Raw genomic sequence first — 24,893 nt, 5'->3', positions numbered from 1 at the left:
CCCTCAGCAGAGGGGGTTTTGCTTTCTGGTCGTTACATCCGGTCAATCACACTGTACTTTCCTGCCAAACCGCCGCGCGAGGTTTCGCGGTATTTGGCATTCATGTCTTTGCCCGTTTCGTACATGGTTTCAATCACTTTATCGAGCGATACGCGTGGTTCGCTGGTACGGCGCATGGCCATACGTGTTGCGTTGATCGCTTTGACAGAGGCAATAGCATTGCGCTCGATGCACGGTACGAACCTGCCCGGTAACACGCCTTCAGTATTCATACCGCGATCGATGCAGGCACGCATGGTTTGCCACACATCAGCAAAATAGTGCTCAATCTCACCGCGACTGTGCAGCGCCAGTTCATTGCGCATCACTAACCCGGAAAGCGAAAGACCGTGCTGTTTGCAGTTTGCCAGCATTTCTCGCGCCAAATGGAAAGGAAACGGCACCTGAACGTCGCCAGCGGAGGTTTGACCAAAGTGGGCTTCATCAACGATAAACCCACCGCCAATCGAGTAATAGGTGTTGCGATACAGTGGGAGATCGCGCCAAAGGCGGTAATGGTCATGCCGTTTTCGTGCAATGAGAGATTCTCACTGCGAAAGTTCATGCCACCGTGCAGGGGGAAATCCACTTCATGGCTGACCGTTTGCCAGCAACAGACGTTCGCGCTGCTCAACGTCACGAATAAATCCCGGAATGGCATCAATAGCGATGGTATCCGGCATATTGCCCGCAAGCCCCATAATAATCGCGATGTCGGTATGGTGGCCTTTCCCCGTCAGGGAGAGCGAACCGTAGACATCAACGGCGATGCGGGTGACATCGTTAAGCTTACCCAGCTCAATCAAATCATCGAAAAATTGCTTACCGGCTTTCATCGGTCCAACCGTATGAGAGCTTGAAGGGCCAATACCGATCTTGAACATGTCGAAAACGCTTATCACGCGAAAGCTCCTCAAAAAGCGCAGGTTTAGAATAATACTCCTTAGATCGCGCTATTGTAGTGGGGAATATATGGCAAGACTCTGCTTTTCGCATGAAAAAATCTTATGCAACAGCTAAACATAACTTATAGCAGATCCCCGTCACACTTATGCATAAGCGGGAAAACCAGATAGATAGAAATACCCTGATTTATGTGTGGGAAAATGTGATGTGCAACCATATCAGAATAAAATGCTAAATTTTAGACTGTTGGCGTGGAGACTTGAAGGGCAAGCTGGTGAATGATAGCGGCGGTGAGCCCCCAAACAAACTGTTGCTGATACCAGGAAAGATAAACACGGTGTGTTTGGCGCTGCCGCTCAATATCTAACGGGTAGTAACGTGCCAGCGAAAAGGCATCAGCTAGCGGCATCTCAAACAATTCTGCCACCTCATCGGCATTGGGTGCCATACGAATATTGGCCGGTAACAGCCCAACAACTGGCGTGACCTGAAAGCCGCTTACGCTATCCAGCGGCGGCAGCGTGCCTAATACGGTTACCAACTTCGGCGAGATGGCCACTTCCTCTTCGGCCTCCCGTAACGCCGTGGCGATCAGGCTGGCATCACCGCTATCCGCCGCGCCGCCAGGAAAGGCAACTTGACCTGCATGTTTGCGCAGTGTGCTGGAGCGCCGAGTCAGCAGCAACGTCGGGGTATCGGCGTGGCAAACAATCGGCACCAATACCGCAGCTTTGCGCATCTGACGCACTGGTTTGGCCTGCGGTGCGCACTGTAACTGAAAGCGCGTCACAAAATTAGCCAGATCGCCGGTAGCAAGCTGAGTTAAGGGAACGGTGGCGGGCTGAATAACTGTGGTCATGACGTTTGCACTGCTTTCAGTTCGGGAAGAATACGCCCTAGTTTATCAAAAGTTTCCTGATATTCCGCCTGTTCTTGACTGTCGGCGACGATACCTCCGCCTGCCCAGCAGTGGATATGGCCCTGTTCGGCGATCAACGTTCGGATGGTAATATTGGTATCCATAGTGCCACAGGCGCTGATATAGCCAATACTGCCGCAATAGGCATTTCGACGATTCGGCTCCAGTTCTTCGATAATCTCCATGGCACGAATTTTGGGGGCACCGGTGATAGAGCCGCCGGGGAAACAGGTGCGCAGTAAATCAGCGGCGTGGCTATTTTCTGGCAACCTGGCCTCAATGGTGCTGACCAAATGGTGTACTGCCGGAAAAGGCTCAACGGCAAACAGCGCTGGCACCTTCACGCTGCCGGGGACGGCGACGCGGCCAATATCGTTACGCAGCAGGTCGACAATCATCAGGTTCTCCGCCCGATCTTTCTCTGAGGCGGCGAGGGCAGCGGCGCGACGAGCATCTTCCTGCGGATCGGCGGCGCGCGGCAGTGTGCCCTTGATGGGACGCGTTTCAATGCGATGGTTTTGTAACAGTAGGAAGCGCTCGGGTGAAACGCTGATTACGCTGTGGGCAGGTAAACGGATAAACGCAGAGAACGGAGCCCGATTGGCGTTGGAGAGCGCGAGAAAGGCCTGCCATTCATCACCGCGGTAACGCGCGCTGAAACGCTGCGCCAGGTTGACCTGATAACAATCTCCCGCGCGCAGAATAAGCTTGAACACGTTGAAATTTGGTGCCGTACTCTTCCCGCGTCATGTTGGACTGCCACGGGGTCGTTAACTGAAAATCGCCATAGGATGGCGCATCCGGCGGTGCAGATAACCAGGCAAGGCGTGCATCGCGGCGTCCGTATGTCACCAGCGTAAGCGTCTGCTGCTGGTGATCGGCGATCAGCGCCCAGTCGTAAATGCCCACCGCCATGTCTGGCAGATGGATATCGTGCGCAGCAAGCGCTGGTAGCGTTTCAACGCGTCGCCCGAGATCGTAACCAAACAGACCAAGCGCACCGCCCAGAAAAGGCATATCAGGGTGCGTTTGTGCAGTTATCCCAGCCCGAACCATCTCCTGACGTAACAATAAGAAGGGATCCAACGTAGAGCGCTGTGTGGTTTCGGAGTGCGTGATGAGCGTCTCTTCCCCCTGAGTGATTAACGTTGCAACCGGATCGGCCACCATAATATCGAAACGATTGTGCTGGTGATCGGCAAATCCGGAGTGCAGCAGCATGGCCCACGGCTGGTGGGAGAAGGGCGCAAACAGGCGTAACAGGGCATCGGGCTGATAAGGCAGTCTATGAAAGTCAGGCAAACGAGAATCCATCGGTTGTAATGTCATGGTGCAGGTGCTGATTAATATCGTGGTTAGCGTTATGATGCGCGCGCAAACGGCACGCCAGTGCGTCAGCCTAGCATAATTCGCCAACGTCGTATAAGGAACCTAACTGAATGTTTAACGATATGCCCCCCTTGACCCACGCGCAGCAGCAAGATGCGATTGGATACGCCATCGCATTGGTTGCCGCTGACTTACGTCGTCAATATGGAGGTGACACTGTCACTGACGATGAAAGCGACGCTGAAGAATAATCTCAGCGACGGACTCTCTCCGGGCAGTAACACCATGGTCACGCACTACAGGGCCGCGATGGCCTTGATTTCCACTTTGTATTTCGGATTCATCAGACGGGCCTCAACCGTGCAACGTACCGGGGCGCTGCCTGCCACAACCCAGGCATCCCAGGCTGCGTTCATGGCTGAAAAATCTGCTGCATTAGCGAGAAAAATGGTGACATCCAACAGACGTGTTTTATCTGAACCGGCCTGAATCAACATGGCATCAGGCAGCGCTAATGCATTCTCGGTTTGCGCCTGCGCATCGGCGTCCAGATTCTCCGGCACGCTGGTGTAGTACAGGGTGCCATTATGGATCACCGCCTCGGACCAGCGGGCTTCAGGCTGAATTCTGATAATTTCTGTCATGGACTGTCTCCCTGAGTCATTGAATTAGGATAATGAAATCGCTCAGTAGCCTACCATAATTCCGCGGCCAGAGGCGTGGTTATCAAGATGCAGGGTGGCTGCCAGCGCAGACAATAGGCATAATTGACAGATTGCCTTACAGCAGCAATCTGATTTCGTAGCGACAAGATAGAGGGCGTGTGTGACAAAACATTCCGTACAGGACGATTTTTCTCCCGAAGGCACCCTGGCGAAAGCCATTGAAGGCTTTAAACCGCGTGAGCCTCAGCGTGACATGGCCGCTGCGGTGGAGCGTGCTATCCGCGAGCAGCACGCGCTGGTGGTGGAAGCGGGTACCGGTACGGGTAAAACCTACGCCTATCTGGTACCGGCGCTGCGCTCAGAGCGCAAGGTCATTGTTTCCACCGGGTCGAAAGCCCTTCAGGATCAGCTCTTCGCGCGTGATTTGCCGCGCATTGCGGCGGCGTTAGGCTACACCGGGCAAGTCGCGTTGCTCAAAGGTCGTTCGAACTATCTGTGTATAGAGCGGCTGGAGCAGCAATCACTGGCCGGGGGCGATCTTAGCGGAGAAGCACTGAGCGAACTGGTGCGTTTGCGCGGATGGTCATCAGCCACGGTGGACGGCGATATCAGCACCTGCACCGACGTAGCGGAAGATAGCGCCGTCTGGCCATGGGTCACCAGCACCAACGACAACTGTTTGGGCGGCGATTGTCCGCATTATAAAGACTGCTTCATGGTAAAGGCGCGCCGTAAAGCGATGGAGTCGGATGTGGTGGTGGTTAACCATCATCTCTATCTGGCGGACATGGTGGTCAAAGAGAGCGGATTTGCTGAGCTAATTCCCGACAGCGACGTGGTGATTTTCGATGAGGCACACCAGATCCCGGATATCGCCAGCCACTACTTCGGCCAGCAACTCTCCAGTCGACAATTGCTCGATCTGGCGAAAGACATTATCATTGCCTACCGCACCGAAGTGCGCGATGCTGCGCAACTGCAAAAATCTGCCGATCGGTTATCGCAAAGCACGCAGGATTTCAGGCTGGCACTGGGCGAACCCGGTTTTCGCGGTAATCTGCGCGATGTGATGGCACAGCCAGCGCTGCAACGTGCGCTGCTGCTGCTCGATGACGCGCTTGAACTCTGTTATGATGTTGCCAAACTCTCACTCGGGCGCTCTGCATTGCTGGATGCCGCTTTTGAGCGCGCTACCTTATATCGTGCTCGCCTCAAACGACTGCAGGATGTGCAACAGGCCAGTTACAGTTACTGGTATGAATGTAATGCACGGCATTTTGTGTTGGCACTGACACCGCTTTCAGTGGCCGATCGTTTTCGCGAACTGATGCAAGAGAAGAAGGCGGCCTGGATATTTACCTCTGCAACGCTGTCGGTCAACGATCGGGTTGAGCACTTCACCGAGCGTTTGGGATTGGACCATGCGCAAGCCATGCTGCTGCCGAGCCCGTTTGACTATGCGCAGCAGGCATTGCTCTGCGTGCCGCGATTTCTGCCAGAGATGCAGCAACGCGGTGCAGCACAGCGCTTGGCGACGCAGTTGCGCCCGCTCATTGAAGCGAATCGCGGGCGCTGCTTCATGCTGTGCACGTCGCACCAAATGATGCACGATCTGGCGGCGGAGTTCCGAGCTTCGCTAACGTTGCCCGTGCTGCTTCAGGGGGAAACCAGCAAGGCGCAGCTGCTGGCGCAGTTTGTTTCTGCCGGGAATGCATTGTTGGTGGCGACCAGCAGCTTCTGGGAAGGGGTGGATGTGCGTGGCGATACGCTCTCTTGCGTGATTATTGATAAGCTTCCGTTTACCTCGCCTGACGATCCGCTGCTGAAGGCGCGCATAGAAGATTGCCGCCTGCGTGGTGGCGATCCGTTCGACGAAGTACAACTGCCCGATGCGGTCATTACCTTAAAGCAAGGCGTTGGTCGCTTGATTCGCGATATGGACGATCGTGGCGTTATCGTTATCTGCGATAACCGCCTGGTGATGCGACCTTACGGTAAAACCTTTCTGCAAAGTTTGCCGCCTGCTGCCCGCACACGAGATCTGGCACAGGCGATACGTTTTCTTTCCCATGCGGAGACAGTATGACGCAACGAAGTGTGCTACACTGCGCCGCGTTATTACGTTTCCCCGCCTGAGGTCGGCATGTCTACGCGAATTTTAGCGCTTGATACCGCAACGGAAGCCTGTTCCGTTGCGCTCTGGAATGATGGTCAGATTTTCTCACTGTACGAAGTATGCCCCCGTGAACATACCCAACGCGTGTTGCCGATGGTGCAACAGGTGCTGGCAGAAAACGACGTGGCATTGAGCAGTCTGGATGCGCTGGCATTTGGACAAGGTCCGGGCAGTTTTACCGGTGTGAGAATCGGTATTGGTATTGCCCAAGGGCTGGCGCTGGGCGCGGATTTGCCGATGCTGGGCATCTCCACGCTGGCCACCATGGCGCAGGGTGCCTGGCGTCGCACCGGGGCAACGCGTGTGCTGACGGCGATTGACGCCCGCATGGGGGAAGTCTACTGGGCCGAGTACCAACGCGATACTGATGGCAACTGGCAGGGTGATGAGTGTGAAGCCGTGTTGACGCCAGAGCAGGTGCTGGAGCGCACAATGGCGCTGCGCGGTGAATGGGCAACGGTAGGAACCGGGTGGGGAACCTACCCGACGCTGGCTGACCACGCGGATATCTCCCTGGTATCGGGCGATATGCTGTTACCACAGGCGCAGGATATGTTGCCATTAGCCTGTCACCAGTGGCAGTTGGGCAACGCGGTTGCCGTCGCTGATGCCTTGCCGCGCTATCTGCGTAACGATGTTGTATGGAAAAAATTACCCTGTCGCTCCTGATCGATGCGCAACTTATTGCATTACTGCCTACTCTAATGGGTAGGTAACTGCATAGGGATCAGTATTATGACGATGTCTTATTGGTCAAAACAGGTGACGTTTGCGGCGTTGGCCCTCTTGCTGGCTGGCTGTTCCTCAATTCCTGAGTCTATCCAGGGCAGTTCGGAAAGACCTTACGATCGTCTGTCGCAGATAACCCTCATGCCGCAGATGGCACTGGGGCAAGAAGCGCGCCTTGGTGGTCGTGTTGTCGCAGTGCATAACGAGAATGACAGAACTCGGCTGGTGATTGTCAGCTTGCCATTGGATCGCTGGGCACGTCCGCAGTTAGAAAGCGTTTCAGAAGGGCGATTTATTGCCAATGTCAAAGGATTCTTGGAACCGCTCGATTTTCAGGGCCGACTGGTGACGGTGGTTGGCGCTGTGGCGGAAATGGAGCAAGGGCAGATTGGCAGTAAGCCCTATCGTTTCGTGGTTATCAATGCAACCGGTTATCAGCGCTGGAACGAAACCCAGCAGGTGATACTGCCGCCGGGAGCGGCGGACCCGTGGGGATGGGACTGGCGCTACAGACGCGGTTGGGGCTTTGGCAATGACTGGGGTCCGGCACGTATTGAGACCATCGTGACACAATAATTTTTTGCGGGCCGTTTTTCTGTTTAGAAAAAGCGGGAGCAACGAGGCGACGCAGGTCGCCTCATTTTTTGATACATATGGTTAACAATAAGGCGTGATCAAACTCTCAACCTCGATATTGTCTCAGCAGAAACTGGTAAGCTGAGTTAAAATAATGTTAATTATTCGAGCACTGCGAGAATCATCATGCCACTAAAAAAATACCTCGGGAGTGATGCCTTGGAAAAAATCTGGTTAACGCGTTATCCAGCGAATGTGCCCGCCGAAATTAATCCGGATAACTACACATCGTTAGTCGATCTTTTTGAGCATGCAGTCGTCAGATATGCTGATTTGCCCGCCTTTATCAACATGGGCGAAGTGATGACCTTTCGCAAACTGGAAGAGCGCAGCCGCGCCTTTGCCGCCTACTTGCAAAATCAGTTGCATCTGCAGAAGGGCGATCGCGTGGCCTTGATGATGCCGAACCTGTTGCAATACCCGGTAGCACTGTTTGGCATTTTGCGCGCCGGACTGGTGGTGGTTAACGTAAACCCGCTTTACACGCCGCGTGAGCTGGAACACCAGTTGAAAGACAGTAGTGCCACCGCGATTGTCATTGTTTCCAACTTTGCACACACGCTAGAGAAAGTGGTGTATAACACTGGTGTTAAACATGTGATCCTGACCCGCATGGGCGATCAGCTCTCTACCGCGAAAGGGACGCTGGTCAATTTTGTCGTCAAATACATCAAACGTTTGGTGCCGAAATACCATTTACCTGATGCGATTTCGTTTCGCAGTGCACTGCAACAAGGGCGACGTCTTCAATACATCAAACCGCAGATAGTGAATGCCGATCTGGCGTTTCTGCAATACACCGGTGGCACGACCGGTTTGTCAAAAGGTGCGATGCTGACTCACCGCAATATGCAGGCGAATCTGGCGCAGGCAAAAGCCGCTTATGGCCCGGTGTTGCAAGAGCGCCACGAGTTGGTTGTAACCATGCTACCGCTCTACCACATCTTCGCGCTGACGGTAAACTGTCTGTTGTTTGTCGAACTGGGGGGACAAAACCTGCTGATCACCAATCCGCGTGATATTCCTGCGGTGGTGAAGGAACTGGGTAAATATCCGTTCACGGCGGTAACGGGCGTTAACACCTTGTTTAACGCACTGCTGAATAACAAAGCTTTCCACGAACTCGATTTTTCCACGCTGCGTTTGTCAGTCGGCGGCGGAGCATCAGTACAGCAATCGGTGGCAGAACTCTGGGAACGGTTGACGGGAAAACACCTGCTGGAAGGCTATGGGTTGACGGAAAGCTCATCGCTGGTGGCCGGTAATCCCTATGATTTAAAACACTACAGCGGCAGTATCGGCTTGCCGGTGCCTTCCATCGATGTGCGGATCGTGGATGATGACGGACACGATGTCTCACCAGGGGAGCCTGGCGAGCTATGGGTGAAAGGGCCGCAGGTGATGCTGGGTTACTGGCAGCAACCCGCAGCCACGCAAGAAGTGCTTAAAGAGGGCTGGCTGGCGACCGGTGATATCGTGACGGCGGATGAAGAGGGCTTCCTGCGCGTTATCGATCGCAAAAAAGACATGATTCTGGTGTCCGGGTTTAACGTCTATCCGACTAAAATTGAAGAAGTGATCGCGCGCCATCCAAAAGTGTCCGAGGCGGCGGTGATCGGTGTGGAAAGTGAATTGACCGGTGAAGCGGTAAAAGCCTATGTCGTGACCCGTGACAGCAGCCTGAGTAAAGATGAGCTGATCACCCATTGCCGACGCAATCTGACCGCTTACAAAGTGCCAAAACTGGTGGAATTCGTAGAGGAATTACCGAAATCGAACGTGGGGAAAATTCTGCGTCGCGAATTACGTGCTGAAAATAGCAAAAAAATATCAACCGATGAGGCCGCAACGAACGTTTCCTGATTTATCAATAAAACGTCTGCCAGTTCACGGCAGGACAGGCTATGATAGCAAAAGGTTAACAACGCCGGTTATACCGGCGTTGTTTTTGCAGTAGCCGACAGCTAAAAACAAGAGAACATGTTTTGAATTATCAGTTAATCAGCGACAACAATGGCCTGGAACAGGTTTGTCAGCAGGCGCGTCAGCACACGCAGGTCGCGCTGGATACCGAATTTGTTCGCACTCGCACCTATTACCCGCAGTTGGGACTTATTCAGCTCTACGACGGTGAAACCCTCTCTCTGATCGACCCCCTGACTATCAGCGCCTGGCAGCCGTTCATTGCGCTGTTGCAGGATGCGCAGGCCACCAAGTTCCTGCATGCCAGCAGTGAAGACCTGGAAGTGTTTCTTAACGCGTTTGGCGTGTTGCCGCACCCGTTTGTTGATACGCAGATTTTGGCTGCGTTTCTCGGCAAACCCTTGTCGTATGGATTTGCTGCGTTAGTGGCAGATTATCAGGGCGTGATGTTGGATAAGACGGAATCGCGCACTGACTGGCTGGCCCGCCCGTTGAGTGAGGAGCAGTGTGACTACGCGGCGGCGGACGTCTTCTATTTATTGCCGATGGCAGAGAAGATCGTGTCTGATACGCGTGAAGCGGGACGGCTGGAAGCGGCGTTAGATGAATGCGGGCTGTTGTGCCTGCGTAAGCAGGATATTCTTGCCCCAGAACTGGCTTACCGCGAGTTTGGTAACGCCTGGCAACTGCGAGGTAAACACCTGGCTTGCCTGCAAATGCTTGCTCAGTGGCGTTTGACGCTGGCGCGCCAGCGGGACAGTTCGGTCAACTTTGTGGTACGGGAAGAGAATTTGCTTCAGGTTGCTCGCTGCATGCCATCTTCTCTGGGCGAATTGAGTTCGCTGGGACTCAGTGGGCCGGAAATCCGTTATCACGCTAAAACGCTGTTTGATATCGTTGTACAGGCGAATGCGCTGCCGGAATCTCAGTATCCTGCGCCGATTGTCAACCTGATTGACTACCCAGGCTACAAGCGCGTGTTCAAGGAGATCAAAAGTCTGGTGACACAGGTGAGTGAACAGACTGGGCTTTCTGCCGAATTATTGGCGTCACGGCGTCAAATCAACCGCTTGCTGAATTGGCATTGGAAGCTGTTTGCGCAGGAAGGAACAACGCCTGAAATGTTGAAGGGCTGGCGAGCTGCGTTATTCGAAGCACCATTGCGTGAATTGTTCACGCGCGAAGGCTAACGGCAAAATAACCCCCGCATTAAGCGGGGGGTTATTCATACCATTGACTCATTTAGCGGGCTCTTCCGGTTCCGGCAAGGTGACGTTAAGTTCAAGCACGGAGATATCATCTCCTTTTTGCTCCAGCTTTACCGTCACCATTTCTGGATCGATCTGTACGTATTTACAGATCACCTCCAAAATATCCCGTTTTAATTGCGGCAAATAATGCGGCTCGCTATCGCCACGGCGGCGCTCCGCAACAATAATTTGCAACCTTTCCTTGGCAATATTAGCGGTATTTTTTTTGCGGGACAGAAAGAAGTCGAGTAAGGCCATAATTTATCCCCCAAAAAGGCGTTTAAGAAAACTCTTTTTCTCTTCCTCAATGAAACGGTAGGGACGATCTTCACCCAGCAAGCGATCAACGGTGTCAGCATAGGCTTTACCCGCGTCGGAAGCGGTATCGAGAATCACCGGTTCCCCCTGGTTTGATGCACGCAGTACGGACTGATCTTCGGGGATAACGCCAACCAGCGAAATGCGAAGAATTTCCAGTACATCTTCCATGCTTAACATATCACCGCGACTGACGCGGCCTGGATTGTAACGGGTGAGCAGCAGGTGCTCTTTAATGGCATCCTGACCCCGTTCGGCCCGGCGTGATTTGGACGCGAGGATACCGAGAATACGGTCGGAATCGCGTACCGAAGAGACTTCCGGGTTGGTGGTAATAATGGCTTCGTCGGCGAAGTAGAGCGCCATCAATGCGCCGGTTTCAATCCCTGCCGGGGAGTCGCAGATAATAAAATCAAACTCTATCTCCGCCAGAGTATCCAATACCTTCTCCACACCTTCGCGCGTAAGCGCATCTTTGTCGCGCGTCTGCGAGGCGGGCAGGATATAGAGGTTTTCCGTGCGTTTATCTTTGATCAACGCCTGGTTCAGTGTGGCATCGCCTTGAATCACATTGACGAAGTCGTAAACCACACGACGTTCGCATCCCATGATGAGGTCTAGATTACGCAACCCAATATCGAAGTCGATAACAACCGTCTTTTTTCCTTTCTGGGCTAAACCGGTAGCAATGGCCGCGCTTGAAGTAGTCTTGCCAACGCCCCCTTTACCCGATGTTACAACAATAATGCGTGCCATAAATAGTTCCTTGTTAAAGGGCTTAGTCTAGAGGTTGTATGGATAAATCGTTTGCGAGCTGATCGAGTTTCAGGCGTGCAGCCTGCCCGAAATGGGCCGCTGGGATCTTGTCGCTGAGCCAGTAACGGCCGGCGATCGACACCAACTCGGTGGCGAGATGCGTACAAAATATCTGGCTTTGCACATCACCGGAAACGCCCGCCAGTGCCCGGCCACGCATCATGCCGTAAATATGGATGTTGCCATCGGCAATCACTTCCGCACCGGCGCTGACGCTGCTCAGTACGATTAAATCGCCATCTCTGGCATAAATTTGTTGGCCGGAGCGCACCGGCGTGGTGATCACTTTGGTTTTGGCTATCGCAGGTAACGCGGGAATAGGTTCTGGCGCCCGACGCGGCGACTTGCCCTCGTTTAGCAGCGGTAACCCAGCCTTGATAATGGCTTTTTTAAGTACGTCGTCTTTACAACCGCTCACGCCAACCACATGTAAACCGGTGGAATTAATAGCGTGCTGGATAGATAACCAGTCTATTTCTTCCGTCAAGGCGGCAACATTAATAACCACAGGCGCATTTTTGAGAAATGCGGGAGCCTGCTCGATCTTTTCCTGTAATGCTTGAATAATTACCTCGGGTTGCGACTCATACAAATGAACAACCGATAAGGTAAAATTGCTGCCTTTTAGCTCAATTGGCGTTTGTGACATCTATCCTGACTCAGTTTCAGCCTGTTAAATCCCTGGATTTGCATGGCAACATGATATTCCAGAGTGCTGTAAGCGTGTTATAGTCACAATTATATACAGGCAAGATGACATTCCCAGCTAATCGAGTAAAAAAATGTTTTGTGTGATCTATCGAAGTACGAAACGCGATCAAACTTATCTTTATGTCGATAAAAAAGATGATTTTTCCCGCGTGCCGGAAGCGTTGATGGAAAGTTTTGGCACACCGCATTTGGTGATGCTATTACCGCTTGATGGCAGTAAAAAATTAGCGTCAGCTGATATTGAAAAAGTAAAGCAGGCGCTTAAGGAGGAGGGGTTTTATCTTCAACTGCCTCCACCGCCCGAAAATTTATTATCCCCGCGACACGATGCCAACAAATAACGCTGATGGTCTGTTGCGCAGGGAAATTCGGTTTTTTCTTAACCGGCTCCTCGCCTGAAATTGCGTATGTTAAGGGGATTTTTCGTGCGGAACGGTGGTGAAAAAGTATAATATGGTATTGAATTACTTAATTATATTTTTCTGCATTACTGTCAACGGACTTGTTTTATCGGCTCAGAGACGTATAAATAAACCCCTAGCGTAAATGGGATACCCACCGGTTTACATGATGCCCTGGGTATCTGAGCGTGATTTTCAACTGACAGGGCAGGAGATATCCATGTACCAACACAGAGACTGGCAGGGCGCGCTGCTCGATTTCCCGGTTAATAAAGTGGTTTGCGTAGGCAGTAACTACGCGGACCATATCAAAGAAATGGGAAACTCGGTTGCCCCTGAACCCGTGCTATTTATCAAACCAGAAACCGCACTGTGCGACTTGCGCCAGCCAGTAGCGATCCCGAAAAATCTGGGATCGGTGCATCACGAGGTGGAATTGGCGGTGCTGATTGGCACGCCGCTTAAGCAGGCGAATGAAGAGCGCGTGGCGCGAGCAATTGCCGGATATGGCGTGGCACTGGATCTAACGCTGCGTGATATTCAGTCTGAATGTAAGAAAGCGGGGCGTCCCTGGGAGAAAGCCAAGGGGTTTGATGGCGCTTGCCCGATTTCCGGGTTTATTCCCGTTGCCGAATTTGGCGATCCTCAGCAGACCGATTTGGGCGTGAAGGTCAATGATGAGATCCGCCAGCAGGGTAATACGCGCGATATGATCACGCCGATTCTGCCACTGATTGCCTATATGAGCCGCTTTTTCACACTGCGCGCCGGTGATGTGATTCTGACCGGAACCCCTGCGGGCGTTGGCCCAATTGTTTCCGGCGATATGCTGACCATCACTGTCAATGACCGCAGCCTGTCAACGCGGATCATCTGACTTTTCTCTAACCCGTTCCCGCCGGGAACGGGTAAATGACTTGCTTCATCTTGCTAAATCCGTTATACACGTCTTCCTTCACGTAGCAGGTGTGGTTAGCGTCCCGTCTGCACTGTCTGACAAGATAATGACTGATGAGATACTGTGCATGAGCGAGTGCGAGTTTTGGAAGCAAAAAACGCTGTCTGAAATGTCTGACCAAGAGTGGGAATCCCTGTGTGATGGCTGCGGGCAGTGCTGCTTACACAAGCTCATTGATGAAGACACGGAAGAACTCTACTTTACCAACGTTGCCTGTAATCAGTTAAACATCAAAACCTGTCAATGTCGCAATTATGAACGGCGGTTTGAGTATGAGCCAGATTGCATCAAGCTGACGCGCGAAAATCTGCTGTCGTTCGACTGGCTGCCCGCTACCTGTTCTTACCGACTGATTCATGAAGGGAAGGGACTGCCGGGCTGGCACCCGCTGCGTGCCGGTTCCAAAGCGCTGATGCACAGTGAACGCATTTCCGTGCGACACATTGCCGTACGTGAAACTGACGTTGTCGACTGGCAGGACCATATCCTGAATAAACCGGAGTGGGCGCGATAGTTTTTGAAGTAAAGCGTTTTTTATAATTTGCAAGATGATTGGGGCATTGCTGGGGTATGGCGCGCCAGCCTTAATAGTTTCGGTAACGCAGAAATGAAATATTTTTGCGTCAGCGTCGCGGTGTTGAGGGTTAACAATAACTTTACCACAAGGTCAAGTATTTATAGATTAGGATGGTAAAGTAAAAACTGACTGAATGGAGAGAAGTACGGATACGGGGATTTTTGGATACTAAAATCCCGCAGGAACTGGATGGGGAATAAGTTTGTAAAAATGGTAGATCAAGTGTAGCCCTTTTATATCCCCGCGATGAAGGCCGGGGATGTAAGACACACCAGATAAATTCATTTATCAATACGTTTTTAGAGTACCTAGTGATACAAAAATTTTTCGATCAATATACAGTAATAATACATACTGCAATTATATACGCCACTTTCTGTCTTTTCTAACCATAAAGGACGTTGTAAATTCTGTTTACTGGTTCACATTTATTCTTTCAAAAAAAGGCGTTTTCTTATCTTTGATTTTATCAAAAGAGAATTCTGTATAGTTAATGTCAGCATATCCTTTAACCAGCATCTTTCCTCCATTCAGGTCAGACAAGCTTGTCCATACGGTATATTCCGTCTGCGACGTTTTAGCATCTCCCCGCAAATTTCTCTCGTCCACAGTAATATCTTTTACACGGTCAAATCGGTTCATAATATGTGCCAGAGTATTCATCGCGAGTTGCGAATTTACTGGCTTTTGTACATAGGTGGTATAAAATACACCGCGAATGAATCGACCTACAGATGTGTCTGATGATGGAAGTGCCGAAACTGCAATACCGCTCTGGCTGGCTGATCGATATGTTCCCCAGCGTCGCGTTTGAACGATCAATATTGGTCAACTGCGTGTAGTTATTCAGATTCTGCAAATGCCAAGAAAAATCAGGTCCATTTGTCATAACACGAGTTGGATTGTCATAAACTTTTATTTTACCGTCAACAACTTAAATAACTATGCTGCCGCCACTTTTATCGTAGAACGCATAATGAAATGGAGCCTTGATATTACCAAATCCTTTGATAATTGGAGAACGAAATTTAGTCTTCTCTACAGATTGCCTCACTTCGTTTACGCTAGCGAATTGAGATAAAGCCCATTCACCAATCGCCGTTACTGGGATGGTTTCTTGATATTCATTAGGCTTTAAATCATCGAGTTCAGCTCGATTTATCATATTTGCACTAAATGAAAGCCCCCCACTATTCATACCTTGGAAAATGTTATAAACATCACCGTCGTCATATACTTTAGTGCTAATAGCAAGTATTTTATAATGAGACTGATAGCCAATTCCATTTTTACCATCTGGTGTTTTCTTCTGAAAAATAGTATTTTCAGGATAATAAGTTATCCAAGAAGGTAGATCTGTCGTTAATTCAAGCGTGCGACCATGATATAGATTATTGTTTATATCCTGAATGGCCAGACTAGTACAAGATTCTACTCTAAATTGCACAGAAAATATCAGAGGGAAAATACAAAAAAGTAGGTGTTTTTTTCATTCATGATACTCCTCATAAATAATTTTCAGAAAATAAATTTGAATGTATTAAAATTAAAAAACTCCTTATGATTAAAACCATTATTGTATCAAACAAGTGTCTTTATAGCCTTTAACTAATTGCCTGTTTTAATCATGACCTATCATAGGACTCCATCAGATCAAGTTACAGCAATACACTACAGAAAATATTCAATTAATTGAATTATATCAGAATACCCAACTTTTTCGAGTAGCGGATCACTCATCCGCAGATTTGTACCTTCCTTGCAGGTACTTATCTACATAGTCGTCAATTTCTTTCAACCGTGTCTGGAATAATGAAATCATCTTGTCCTGTTCTGTTTCTGGAAGTTGACGAAAAAGAGCCAGCATTTTGCGCTCATGCTCTTTTAACCCTGAATCCTGATCAACATCCTCACCAAGCAGCCAGGCAACAGATACGCCACCAGCCTCTGCTACCGCAAGTGCGGATGCTTTGCTGATCGTTCCAATTCTGAACCATCCTGTCACGGCTTGTTTGCTCACATTGGCAACGCGGGCCATATCAGACTTTGAAAGCTCTTTGTTGTTCAGTTCTGTAAGCCTTGTGATAAGGCCATTATCCGGAGTTTTTTTTGTCATAAACAACATTGTAAACCTTTACTTTTCGCTGGCATAGAAAGGTATTTATTGATTGATTAGTAAATCATTACTTTACCATGTTTGTTATTAAAAGGAGGTTACATATGACAGGTCTTGATAATGCAACTCAATCAGCGGGTTCTGCGAGCAAGCCCATCGCTGCCCTTGGGATCAGTAAGATGTTCAGCTTGTGGAAAAGAAATGGTGTTCCAGCTGATGGCGTCCTGGCCATTTACAGCGCCACTGACGCCACCCCACGAACTACGCCCCGACCTCTATCCAAATCTCACTGATGGGCTACCGAATCTGGATCCATGATTATGCAGACTCAAGTTTATAGAGATGGTAACAATCTCAAACTGAGATTGTTGAGATCGCAGAATTAATCACGTCAGTCAGTGATAACGCATACTGCTATTCGCAACGCTGTAGATACGTGGCAAAAGACGCTACCAGGTAAGGCACAGGAAACGATCACCGTGCTGGTAGTCGATGAATGGCATGGTCGTGGCGGGCGAGGGCTGCAACTGGGCCCACGGTATTCGATATGGTGTCCAGCGCGTTTTCAACCACTGCGTAGTAACATTCCTGACAGTTTGATAGCTTGTCCTTGTCAGCGAGTACACAGATTTGGGCTGACAAACGGGAAGATTATCGACTGCTGGTACTCGAAATGAGGAGCTCACCGTCACTGACCTGAAGGAGGTGCTGGCGGAATGGCAGAGCTTTTACAACAGGGAGCATCCCCATAACACTCACAACGGCAAAAAAACGATGGAGCGCCATTTCGATATTGCTGAGCAAACACCGTATTCTGATGCTGCTCATGCAAATGATCATCCCGATAACTAGCGGGATTTTTAGCCAGGGTTAATAATCTTCCAACGGTTACCATCGGACATATACATCTGTAGCCTTCCCTTATTTGCCTTCGTAACTGCGCCATTTGCATGAATAATAGATGAACTGCGAGCAGAGCTATGATTCACAAATATTGATTTCCATTTAAACGTTCTAGGTTCCGGAAAATAGATGTTTGGTGCCCAATTGCCATCCCAAGAGTGAATAACGACCAAATCGGCTTTGTCTAATTCGCTAGAAATGGTCTTCGCAGTCAAGTCGTTGTTGTTAATAATCGCTACTGTAGGTGCATCAGGGGAAGCAATCGCACCAAGATTGCTTACGTTATTGATGCAAGCGTGATCATTACATGCGGCTTGTACTACATAAGGGTCATTACAGTTTTCATAGGTACGGGTACTTTGTCCCGCCGTTGTTGCATCATCGCCTATTGGGTTAAGAAAAGTTGAACTTTGAGCCCCCATCACATAGCAGGAAGAAAGTTGACCATTCCCTTGTGAATACTCTTCAACAAAACCGGAAGATGAGTGTAGCTTGCCAAATGTATCTGGAACTTCGATAACGCCAACCGTTATCGCTGTACCATCCATCAAGTCTGTCACTACCCCTGTAACCAGATTTCCTTTTTTTGAAACATCTAATTTGTACTGATGCCCCGTTTTCCATGGCACAACAATCTGGCATTGCACTCCTGAGCCTTCATGGTTGAAGTAACTACATTCACCGCTCTTCCATCCTTTTGCTTTCCAGATAGAGTAATTGAAAGCATGCACTCCATTGCCCCTGTTTTGTAAGCCAATATAGCCAGCATCTCCTTGTTTAAAATAAAACTGATTTGCCCAGAAGTAGTTGGAATCTGTTCCACCATCGGTACTTATCTTCTGGAAGAAAGATAATTTATTAAATTCTTAGTTAGCAGGCCATGAATGCTCTACTGCAACAAAAACAGCGTGACTTGACTGGTTTATCAAAAACAACAAGGAGGCTAAGGATGTTTTTTTAATTATACATATCATGTATCTTACTCCTTAATTAATGTTGACTTGTCTGATGAATTTAAATTTAGTTAAATTAACGTCCGGGATACTTTCATTTTTCGGCTTTGTTCAATAAATCAAATATTGGATGGTGAGAATAATTATGTATTCATTCGTATATAACTGCAATGGTTGCTATGTGGTAATATATAAGAGCATGCATAATCAATGCACGGATTATTTATTATAAATAGGATTTATCTCACCCTGTCTGGCTATAATGTCGTCAGTCTCCATCATCTGTCATTACTGCTCTGCCTATGGAGGAGTTATACGCAACATTTGGCGATCAACGCTACCTCAGCAACCAGTGGCTTACAACATGTCAGATTTCCTTTATCTATATCTCGCCACTGCCCGTAAAATGAGTATTTGCTGCGCCATCTTAAAAACGGGTGCTCCTGCCGGTTTCCTCAACGATATATCCCGGCAGTGACATTGGCGGAAATGGATGGATAACTGGTGATGTAAGCACGAAAGCGTGTCAGTGGTAGTTGTTAACGTAAAGCTTTAATTAATTGTAAAGAAAGAGGAGCAGTAATTTGTTTGCCTGGAAATCACCAACTGTAAATTTATCAAAGTACTGGTTGTTGATAAAATACAAATGACAGGCTGCTTAACCTGATGTTTGAAAATGAATAATCATTGGTCCTATATAATTTTTATTTAGCGTGATGTGATTTAATTCCATGAGGTTTTAATTTGAGAGTGGATTGTTGTTTATGTAAATCTCCATACCTTTAGGCATGTTGGTAATGTTTACAGGGAGTTCCTTTAGATTGTTATCATTCAAGTTTAAATATTGTATGGATCGTGGCAGTATATCATGAATGCTATCCAGTTCGTTATCGCTAAGATCCAGGTGCTCAATGTGTTTAGGTAATTCATGAGGTATGTTTTTAATCTGTTATCGCTTAGGTCTATATATTTAATGAATTCAGGGAGTTTGTTTGGTATGGTTTTTTTAATTTATTGGTACTTAAGTCCAAATGAGTTGTCGATTCAGGAAGATTTCCAATAGCGCCCTCCATCTGATTGTCACTTATATCTAGCATGTAAATAGATGATGGTAAGTGTTCTGGAAAGGATTTAAGGTTGTTATAACTTATATTAAGTTCCACTAGTCCCTTGGGTAAGTTATTTGGCAGAGTGACAAGTTTATTTTGAGCCGCGATAATTCTCAGGAGGGTGGGGGGAAGACACTCAGGCAACATATAAAGTCGGTTTTTACTGACATCAATCGTCGGAAGTTGTTCAGGAATAGCTTCGGGTAATGAACTGAGTTTAAGGTGAGATAAATCAAGATACGGACTGTTCCTTTCCAAACTGTCACGCATTAATGCCATTGCCAAATCACGTAACTCACCATCGCCATAAGGGGCATTTTTTCCCATGCTGACCAGATCGCATAATACTCATCGTTACTTAGTGGTGCCGTCGCTGCTTGAGACGCGCTATTCGAACTCGCAGATGTCATTATAGGCGTTGTGTCTGTTTGCAAAGCTGAATGTGAGGGTTTACTGCTATTAATCGGCATCATGATTTTTTCTCCAGGCAAACTCATTGCCCTATCTTCGCCTATGAAGGGAAAAATCAATATCAAATAAAAAGCGTTATCTTTGTAATTTACCGAGATTGAAAAGATCGATGCATAAATAGAACGTGATACGCAGTTGTGTTTACCAAGAGCAAGTTCCGCTGGCAGTTTAGACGAAAATCCCACGGCGCTTGGCTATGATGTCGAGCGCATCTTCAAGTGTAAGGACTGGGTCGGGATGGATGGTCCATGCGTCATTCCCCATCACTAGCATAACGATATAGTAGCCTGCGTCTTCAATCACGGCGTAGGAACCTTCCGGACAATCTCTCAGAACGTCATTCGCTGCGAGGACGCAGATCGTTGTATCGTTGAAAGCAGTAATCTTCATAGTGGCAAAATTAAGTCGATATAAAACATAAAGTTAAAAATAATATGATTCTTGCATGCGCTAAATTTGCGGGGCATATAGGGGGCAAAATGCTTCACGTCAGCCACGTTGCGTTCTTACCCCCCAATTATTAGGGTATATACATTCTGTTTGATGTGTTCTTCCGTACGTACTGTTCCATTATTTTTCCTAAGCTCTGGTCTATTTGACCATTGTACGTGCCCGACCACGTGGATTGGTTCCACTTCCACCGTTGATCGCGTTCGTCTCGCGCTTGCCGCAACCTGTGTAATGTGTTGTTCGTATCACCATAAATGTGGTAATCGCGACTATTGATATCCATTTGTGACAACGTGTAGCAACGCTCTTGATTAAGACTTGCGCCTTTTAGCTCTTGTCCATCTGACAGGCGAAGTACTTTGGGGCCATCGCTCGTGTATATCATCAGTGAATTACAGGCGGCATCGTTGTTAAACGCAGATATCTGCTGATGAGATACGGGAGCGTTTGTTGCGTTACAGCCTGATAAAATTAGAGCCATGACGAGAACTGACTTCATAAAAACTCCTTGAAGAATGACACGTTGCAAGCGTGGTTAGCCTGCTGGTTTGGCGGTGCTGGTATAAAAAATGTGAACAAAAGACTCCTTCTACATATCTCAATATATTATCAATATGCTTTTTTTATAACATGAATGGGAAATCAACCAACCGACTGTTGCTCGCAAATCCGGCAATCACCAATGGCGATAAGCCGCAATTCGGAATAAATAATTTCATGAGTGTGGTGACGGGCTAACTGACAAGGGAGCAAATAGCCCCCTTTCTTTGTTTGTGGCTCGTGGGGGGAGAAAAAAGATGGCGCAATATCTGCCAATGCGTTGGCAGTGAAGCGTTAATTTATCCTTGAAAACTTGCCGGTATGCACTGCGGTTAACTACATTTTCAATTCATGTGGTTAACGGTAGTGTGAGGCTAGATGCTTTGGTTAGAACAAGGTTTATACTTAAAAATTCAGGAGTTAGATAACGGCCTCCGGCCATTACCCTTGCAAAGCGGATTTTCAGCGGGAATCGTGTATCGCGTTCTGGGCTGTTTTAACCCATCTGAAACCGCTGATGCCTATTACATATTGGCAAACGATCGTTATGAGATATGGTTTATTTGCAACCGACACGTACGCGTTGTGGTGTTAGACGCGTCGCGTAAAGACTTTAGGTATCCTTTGAACTTCTCGATTCATCACTAACTCTACCGACTGCTAAAAGTCCCTATTGGGCTGTTATGGGGCCAGATGGCGTGGGCCATCTGGCGACAGGATTAACGGCTAAACAGATTGCGACGTTTAGGCTTGAACGGCTGGGCAATCAGTACCAGTACGCCCATCACCAGAAACGCACCGAAAATCACCAGCATCCACTGCGGCATAACCAGTGAAAGGAACTGCCATTGACGTTCGGCGCAGTCACCTGAAGCGACGAATACGGACGGCAGCCACTTGTCCAACGGCAGCCATGACGGGAAGTTGACAAAGAAATCACAGACGGCAAACGGTGAAGGATGCAGCATGACATTGGTGTGTTCCCAAGCGAGCTTCAACCCTTCGACTGCGCTATAAATCCACAGGAAAATTGCCGGATAACGCAACAGCGTGGCCGGCGCGATAGCGCCCAACAACCCGGCCCCCATCACGCCAAACAGCGCACTGCGCTGATAAATACAGAACACACAAGGTTTGAGTAACATGACATGCTGAAAATAAAGCGCGACCAACTCAAAGGCAAACGCCGTCAAAGCCATTAACAGCCAGGCACCGCGCCCGCGTGAGCAGCGGTTAAGAAATCGCAACATAACGAATATTCCATGCTTAAAAAAATGATCGATTTGGCGGCAAAGACGGTACAGGCAATGCCGCCATCATTTCACTGAGCAAAACGTAACAATCTATTATTTAATACTGTTTAATATATCATTTTTGCGCTCGTCATCCTTTGACAAATCGCACGCTACGGTTAACCGTTGCAACGTGTTCACTATACACGATAGTTGTGCTTAGCGATGCGTCTGTATCTAGAGTTTTGGCAGCGCTATCCATTGCCATTCGGTAAGCAGTTCTGTTGCAGGCACTAACGCGAAGGCAGCGCACAGCCAGCCTACCAGCGTCATCACAACGGTATAGGGCAGCGCCATGACCACCATTTTGCCATAAGAAAGTCGAATGAGCAGTGCCAGGGCCGAGGTCAGCAAAAAGAGAAAAGCCGCCTGTCCGTTTGGCGTCGCTACTGAAGGCAGGTTGGTGCCGATATTGATTGCCACGGCCAACAGCTCAAATTGTTCCAGTGAGATACGCCCTTGTTCAAGGGCCTGGTGTGCCTCATTAATATAAATGGAACCGACAAATACGTTGTCGGAAATCGAGGAGAGCAGGCTATTAAACAGGTAAAACATCGTAAGCTGAGATTGTGCCGACCCCTGTAACACAAACTGAATCAGCGGCGTGAACAGTTGCTGGTCAATGATGACTGCCACGATAGCGAAAAATACAGTGAGCAGCCGCCGTAAAAGGCATGGCATCCTGAAAGGCTTTACCGATGGCGTGCTCCTCGGTGATGCCGCAAAACGAAGTGACCAGAATAATCACACTGAGCCCGATTAAACCCACCTCTGCCATATGGAAGGCCAGCGCGGCGATCTCAGCCAGATGCCAATAACACCTTGAACCCATAGCATAATGCGTTCCTGCGGTGCGCGATCGGCACTGGTCTGACGTTCATAATCCTCCAGTACCTTACGCACTGTATCGGGCAGCGTGGCACCGTAGCCGCAGATTTTTACGCGCTCTACCAGAATGCAGGTGGCGATGCCGCACAGAAATACCGGAATAGTGACCGCAGACATGCGCAAGAAAAAGCTGGCGAAATCCCACCCGATTGTTTTGGCAATAATCAGGTTTTGCGGCTCGCCAACCATAGTCATTACGCCACCAAGGGCGGTACCCACGCCGGCATGTATCAACAAACTGCGCAGAAACGCGCGAAATTGTTCTAACGTCTGCGCGTGCTCCGTACTGTCGATAAACTCTGCATTTTGGTCCAGTCCGGTGACGTAGCGGTGATAAATATCGTAAAACCCGGTCGCGACACCAATCACCACGGCGATGACCGTCAGCGCATCAAGAAAGGCCGACAAAAATGCCGCCGCCAGACAAAACGCCAACGCCAGTGCCACCTTGGAACGGATACGCAACAGCAGGCGCGTGAACACAGATAGCAGCAGCGGTTTCATAAAGTAGATGCCTGCCACCATAAACATCAGCGGCGTAATGACAGGAATGTTGCGAGAAACCTCATGCCAGATTTGCTCTGGGCTAGTCATGCCGATAAAGACCGCCTGCAACGCGAGCAGGCCGCCTGGTTGGAGGGGATAGCATTTCAGTGCCATGCCGAGGGTAAAAATAAACTCCGCGACCAGCCAGCTAAAAACGGGCTTACCAAAAAGAACACCAGAGGATTAATGATAAGAAAACCCAACAGGGTTAATTTGTACCAGCCGGGACACTGCCCCAGAAAATTATTTTGCAGCGCACGGCTTATGGACATGTCCGTCATGTTTTCGCTGTTCCCTTTTTGTCGAGCAGTGTGAAATCAGATTTACCCTTCACCGCAGTGAAGGGATCGGTAAATACTAAGCTCATTACCACGACTTTTAAATAAACCAACTTGTGGAGTGTCACAGTTTCTGGCGGAATTCTGTTTTTGTCTCCCCGCCGCGCTATGTGATAGCCGGTCGCTCTGGTATGATGAGTCCGCTTTTATATCGCAACGGAACATCACACACATGGTTATCAAGGCGCAAAGTCCTGCCGGATTCGCGGAAGAATATATTATCGAAAGCATTTGGAATAATCGTTTTCCTCCCGGCTCCATCTTACCCGCAGAACGTGAATTATCAGAACTGATTGGGGTAACCCGAACCACGTTACGCGAGGTGTTACAGCGCCTGGCTCGTGATGGCTGGCTGACAATTCAGCACGGTAAGCCCACGAAAATCAACAATTTTTGGGAGACTTCCGGGCTGAATATCCTGGAAACGTTGGCGCGACTCGATCACGACAGCGTGCCGCAGTTGATTGATAATCTGCTGGCCGTGCGTACCAATATTGCCGCAATCTTTATTCGTACCGCCCTGCGTCAACACCCTGATAAGAGCCGGGAAGTGCTCGTACAGCGTGCGAGTGTCGAAGACAATGCCGATTCATTTTCACAATTGGATTATGATATTTTCCGTGGACTGGCGTTCGTTTCAGGCAACCCGATTTATGGCTTGATCCTTAACGGGCTGAAAGGGCTGTATATGCGGGTTGGCCGTTACTACTTTTCTAACCCGGACGCGCGCAAGCTGGCTATCGATTTTTATGCTCGTCTGGAAGCCATCGCCAAAGATGGGCAGCACGAACGCGTGATGGATGCGGTGCGTACCTATGGGAAAGAGAGTGGGGCAATCTGGCACGGTATGCAAAACCAGATTCCGCGCGATATTGCAGAAGCTCGTCGTTAATTGAAATCACCGCATGTTGCGCCATGTGTGAGCTCGACATGC

At 49.1% G+C, this 24,893-nt stretch carries 20 protein-coding genes and 5 pseudogenes; 12 read left to right on the top strand and 13 right to left on the bottom strand.

Going from position 1 to position 24,893, the window contains the following annotated elements:
• Positions 1 to 42: 42 nt before the first annotated feature.
• The 3 genes and pseudogenes from ACMZI0_RS05065 to pabB all read right to left on the bottom strand — a co-directional run bounded on the left by ACMZI0_RS05065 (position 43) and on the right by pabB (position 3,178).
• Positions 43 to 941 (bottom strand): annotated as a pseudogene (locus ACMZI0_RS05065) (serine dehydratase beta chain).
• Between the two features lie 242 nt (positions 942 to 1,183).
• Positions 1,184 to 1,804, bottom strand: a complete 621-nt coding sequence (locus tag ACMZI0_RS05060) for a CoA pyrophosphatase (protein ID WP_415672160.1) — start codon at positions 1,802 to 1,804, stop codon at positions 1,184 to 1,186.
• A pseudogene (gene pabB / locus ACMZI0_RS05055) lies at positions 1,801 to 3,178 on the bottom strand (aminodeoxychorismate synthase component 1). The gene ACMZI0_RS05060 and the pseudogene pabB overlap by 4 nt, the downstream one beginning before the upstream one ends.
• Before the next feature lie 125 nt (positions 3,179 to 3,303).
• Between pabB and ACMZI0_RS05050 the strand changes: the two are divergent.
• On the top strand, positions 3,304 to 3,444 hold the full coding sequence (locus ACMZI0_RS05050) for a YoaH family protein (RefSeq protein WP_415672159.1): 141 nt from the start codon (positions 3,304 to 3,306) through the stop codon (positions 3,442 to 3,444).
• Positions 3,445 to 3,489: 45 nt separating this feature from the next.
• On the opposite strand, the gene ACMZI0_RS05045 is transcribed toward ACMZI0_RS05050, so the two are convergent.
• Positions 3,490 to 3,837, bottom strand: coding sequence for a RidA family protein (locus tag ACMZI0_RS05045; protein WP_415672158.1), 348 nt, complete (start codon positions 3,835 to 3,837; stop codon positions 3,490 to 3,492).
• Positions 3,838 to 4,018: 181 nt separating this feature from the next.
• Here ACMZI0_RS05045 and ACMZI0_RS05040 point away from each other — a divergent pair, with 181 nt between their 5' ends.
• From ACMZI0_RS05040 to rnd, 5 genes are all read left to right on the top strand, one after another.
• The gene (locus tag ACMZI0_RS05040; RefSeq protein ID WP_415672157.1) at positions 4,019 to 5,944 is read left to right on the top strand and encodes an ATP-dependent DNA helicase; all 1,926 of its coding nucleotides are present in this window, start codon (positions 4,019 to 4,021) and stop codon (positions 5,942 to 5,944) included.
• Between the two features lie 57 nt (positions 5,945 to 6,001).
• Entirely contained in the window at positions 6,002 to 6,703 is a 702-nt protein-coding gene (tsaB, locus tag ACMZI0_RS05035) for a tRNA (adenosine(37)-N6)-threonylcarbamoyltransferase complex dimerization subunit type 1 TsaB (RefSeq protein WP_415672156.1), read from the top strand.
• 66 nt (positions 6,704 to 6,769) lie between these two features.
• On the top strand, positions 6,770 to 7,339 hold the full coding sequence (locus ACMZI0_RS05030) for a Slp family lipoprotein (RefSeq protein WP_415672155.1): 570 nt from the start codon (positions 6,770 to 6,772) through the stop codon (positions 7,337 to 7,339).
• Positions 7,340 to 7,558: 219 nt separating this feature from the next.
• On the top strand, positions 7,559 to 9,262 hold the full coding sequence (gene fadD / locus ACMZI0_RS05025; RefSeq protein ID WP_415672349.1) for a long-chain-fatty-acid--CoA ligase FadD: 1,704 nt from the start codon (positions 7,559 to 7,561) through the stop codon (positions 9,260 to 9,262).
• A gap of 122 nt (positions 9,263 to 9,384) precedes the next feature.
• Positions 9,385 to 10,512, top strand: coding sequence for a ribonuclease D (gene rnd, locus ACMZI0_RS05020; protein ID WP_415672154.1), 1,128 nt, complete (start codon positions 9,385 to 9,387; stop codon positions 10,510 to 10,512).
• 48 nt (positions 10,513 to 10,560) lie between these two features.
• Here the strand turns inward: rnd and minE are convergent, their stop codons facing one another.
• From minE to minC, 3 genes are read right to left on the bottom strand one after another with little or no spacing between them, the layout of a single operon-like run.
• Complete coding sequence (gene minE / locus ACMZI0_RS05015; protein WP_415672153.1) at positions 10,561 to 10,830, bottom strand: cell division topological specificity factor MinE; 270 nt, start codon at positions 10,828 to 10,830, stop codon at positions 10,561 to 10,563.
• A 3-nt stretch (positions 10,831 to 10,833) separates the two neighbouring features.
• Complete coding sequence (minD, locus tag ACMZI0_RS05010) at positions 10,834 to 11,646, bottom strand: septum site-determining protein MinD (RefSeq protein ID WP_415672152.1); 813 nt, start codon at positions 11,644 to 11,646, stop codon at positions 10,834 to 10,836.
• Between the two features lie 22 nt (positions 11,647 to 11,668).
• Entirely contained in the window at positions 11,669 to 12,355 is a 687-nt protein-coding gene (gene minC, locus ACMZI0_RS05005; protein ID WP_415672151.1) for a septum site-determining protein MinC, read from the bottom strand.
• Between the two features lie 133 nt (positions 12,356 to 12,488).
• Between minC and ACMZI0_RS05000 the strand changes: the two genes are divergently transcribed.
• The 3 genes from ACMZI0_RS05000 (at position 12,489) to ACMZI0_RS04990 (ending at position 14,290) form a co-directional block, all read left to right on the top strand.
• Positions 12,489 to 12,758: a YcgL domain-containing protein gene (locus tag ACMZI0_RS05000; RefSeq protein WP_415672150.1), complete on the top strand. Its 270-nt coding sequence runs from the start codon at positions 12,489 to 12,491 to the stop codon at positions 12,756 to 12,758.
• A 280-nt stretch (positions 12,759 to 13,038) separates the two neighbouring features.
• Positions 13,039 to 13,695 (top strand): fumarylacetoacetate hydrolase family protein, encoded by a 657-nt coding sequence (locus ACMZI0_RS04995; protein ID WP_415672149.1) that lies wholly within the window; start codon positions 13,039 to 13,041, stop codon positions 13,693 to 13,695.
• A gap of 148 nt (positions 13,696 to 13,843) precedes the next feature.
• Positions 13,844 to 14,290, top strand: a complete 447-nt coding sequence (locus ACMZI0_RS04990) for a YcgN family cysteine cluster protein (RefSeq protein ID WP_415672348.1) — start codon at positions 13,844 to 13,846, stop codon at positions 14,288 to 14,290.
• A gap of 477 nt (positions 14,291 to 14,767) precedes the next feature.
• Here ACMZI0_RS04990 and ACMZI0_RS04985 read toward each other — a convergent pair.
• A pseudogene (locus ACMZI0_RS04985) lies at positions 14,768 to 15,821 on the bottom strand (linear amide C-N hydrolase).
• A 264-nt stretch (positions 15,822 to 16,085) separates the two neighbouring features.
• Positions 16,086 to 16,469 carry a transcriptional regulator gene (locus ACMZI0_RS04980; protein WP_415672148.1) on the bottom strand — a complete coding sequence of 128 codons (384 nt, stop codon included), beginning with the start codon at positions 16,467 to 16,469 and terminating at the stop codon, positions 16,086 to 16,088.
• A gap of 678 nt (positions 16,470 to 17,147) precedes the next feature.
• Between ACMZI0_RS04980 and ACMZI0_RS04975 the strand changes: the two are divergent.
• Positions 17,148 to 17,315: pseudogene (locus ACMZI0_RS04975) on the top strand (IS481 family transposase); the annotation flags it as partial.
• 14 nt (positions 17,316 to 17,329) lie between these two features.
• On the opposite strand, the gene ACMZI0_RS04970 reads toward ACMZI0_RS04975, so the two are convergent.
• Together ACMZI0_RS04970 and ACMZI0_RS04965 are read right to left on the bottom strand one after the other, a co-directional pair.
• A complete protein-coding gene (locus ACMZI0_RS04970; protein WP_415672347.1) occupies positions 17,330 to 18,208 on the bottom strand; it encodes a DUF3472 domain-containing protein in 879 nt (292 codons plus the stop codon).
• Positions 18,209 to 19,287: 1,079 nt separating this feature from the next.
• Positions 19,288 to 19,761, bottom strand: coding sequence for a hypothetical protein (locus ACMZI0_RS04965; RefSeq protein WP_415672147.1), 474 nt, complete (start codon positions 19,759 to 19,761; stop codon positions 19,288 to 19,290).
• A 1,512-nt stretch (positions 19,762 to 21,273) separates the two neighbouring features.
• Here ACMZI0_RS04965 and ACMZI0_RS04960 point away from each other — a divergent pair.
• Positions 21,274 to 21,543, top strand: a complete 270-nt coding sequence (locus ACMZI0_RS04960; protein WP_415672146.1) for a hypothetical protein — start codon at positions 21,274 to 21,276, stop codon at positions 21,541 to 21,543.
• Positions 21,544 to 21,614: 71 nt separating this feature from the next.
• Here the strand turns inward: ACMZI0_RS04960 and dsbB are convergent, their stop codons facing one another.
• Both dsbB and nhaB read right to left on the bottom strand, forming a co-directional pair.
• A complete protein-coding gene (gene dsbB / locus ACMZI0_RS04955; RefSeq protein WP_415672145.1) occupies positions 21,615 to 22,145 on the bottom strand; it encodes a disulfide bond formation protein DsbB in 531 nt (176 codons plus the stop codon).
• Positions 22,146 to 22,364: 219 nt separating this feature from the next.
• Positions 22,365 to 23,902: pseudogene (nhaB, locus tag ACMZI0_RS04950) on the bottom strand (sodium/proton antiporter NhaB).
• A gap of 229 nt (positions 23,903 to 24,131) precedes the next feature.
• Here nhaB and fadR point away from each other — a divergent pair.
• Positions 24,132 to 24,851 (top strand): fatty acid metabolism transcriptional regulator FadR, encoded by a 720-nt coding sequence (gene fadR, locus ACMZI0_RS04945; protein WP_415672144.1) that lies wholly within the window; start codon positions 24,132 to 24,134, stop codon positions 24,849 to 24,851.
• The last annotated feature ends 42 nt before the right edge of the window (positions 24,852 to 24,893 follow it).

The sequence above is a fragment of the Symbiopectobacterium sp. genome (genome assembly GCF_047692315.1).
GTDB lineage: Bacteria > Pseudomonadota > Gammaproteobacteria > Enterobacterales > Enterobacteriaceae > Symbiopectobacterium.
Note: the sequence above shows the minus strand (reverse complement) of the source record. Positions and strands in the feature narration are given on the sequence as shown.

Excerpts from the sequence above, each read along its gene's own strand:
- ACMZI0_RS05045 (WP_415672158.1), bottom strand. The coding sequence starts at position 3,837 with ATGACAGAAATTATCAGAATTCAGCCTGAAGCCCGCTGGTCCGAGGCG.
- ACMZI0_RS05030 (WP_415672155.1), top strand. The coding sequence starts at position 6,770 with ATGACGATGTCTTATTGGTCAAAACAGGTGACGTTTGCGGCGTTGGCC.
- ACMZI0_RS04965 (WP_415672147.1), bottom strand. The coding sequence starts at position 19,761 with ATGGGAAAAAATGCCCCTTATGGCGATGGTGAGTTACGTGATTTGGCA.
- minE (WP_415672153.1), bottom strand. The coding sequence starts at position 10,830 with ATGGCCTTACTCGACTTCTTTCTGTCCCGCAAAAAAAATACCGCTAAT.
- tsaB (WP_415672156.1), top strand. The coding sequence starts at position 6,002 with ATGTCTACGCGAATTTTAGCGCTTGATACCGCAACGGAAGCCTGTTCC.
- minC (WP_415672151.1), bottom strand. The coding sequence starts at position 12,355 with ATGTCACAAACGCCAATTGAGCTAAAAGGCAGCAATTTTACCTTATCG.
- ACMZI0_RS04990 (WP_415672348.1), top strand. The coding sequence starts at position 13,844 with ATGAGCGAGTGCGAGTTTTGGAAGCAAAAAACGCTGTCTGAAATGTCT.
- ACMZI0_RS05060 (WP_415672160.1), bottom strand. The coding sequence starts at position 1,804 with ATGACCACAGTTATTCAGCCCGCCACCGTTCCCTTAACTCAGCTTGCT.
- ACMZI0_RS04980 (WP_415672148.1), bottom strand. The coding sequence starts at position 16,469 with ATGACAAAAAAAACTCCGGATAATGGCCTTATCACAAGGCTTACAGAA.
- ACMZI0_RS04960 (WP_415672146.1), top strand. The coding sequence starts at position 21,274 with ATGCTTTGGTTAGAACAAGGTTTATACTTAAAAATTCAGGAGTTAGAT.
- ACMZI0_RS05000 (WP_415672150.1), top strand. The coding sequence starts at position 12,489 with ATGTTTTGTGTGATCTATCGAAGTACGAAACGCGATCAAACTTATCTT.
- dsbB (WP_415672145.1), bottom strand. The coding sequence starts at position 22,145 with ATGTTGCGATTTCTTAACCGCTGCTCACGCGGGCGCGGTGCCTGGCTG.
- fadR (WP_415672144.1), top strand. The coding sequence starts at position 24,132 with ATGGTTATCAAGGCGCAAAGTCCTGCCGGATTCGCGGAAGAATATATT.
- ACMZI0_RS05050 (WP_415672159.1), top strand. The coding sequence starts at position 3,304 with ATGTTTAACGATATGCCCCCCTTGACCCACGCGCAGCAGCAAGATGCG.
- minD (WP_415672152.1), bottom strand. The coding sequence starts at position 11,646 with ATGGCACGCATTATTGTTGTAACATCGGGTAAAGGGGGCGTTGGCAAG.
- ACMZI0_RS04995 (WP_415672149.1), top strand. The coding sequence starts at position 13,039 with ATGTACCAACACAGAGACTGGCAGGGCGCGCTGCTCGATTTCCCGGTT.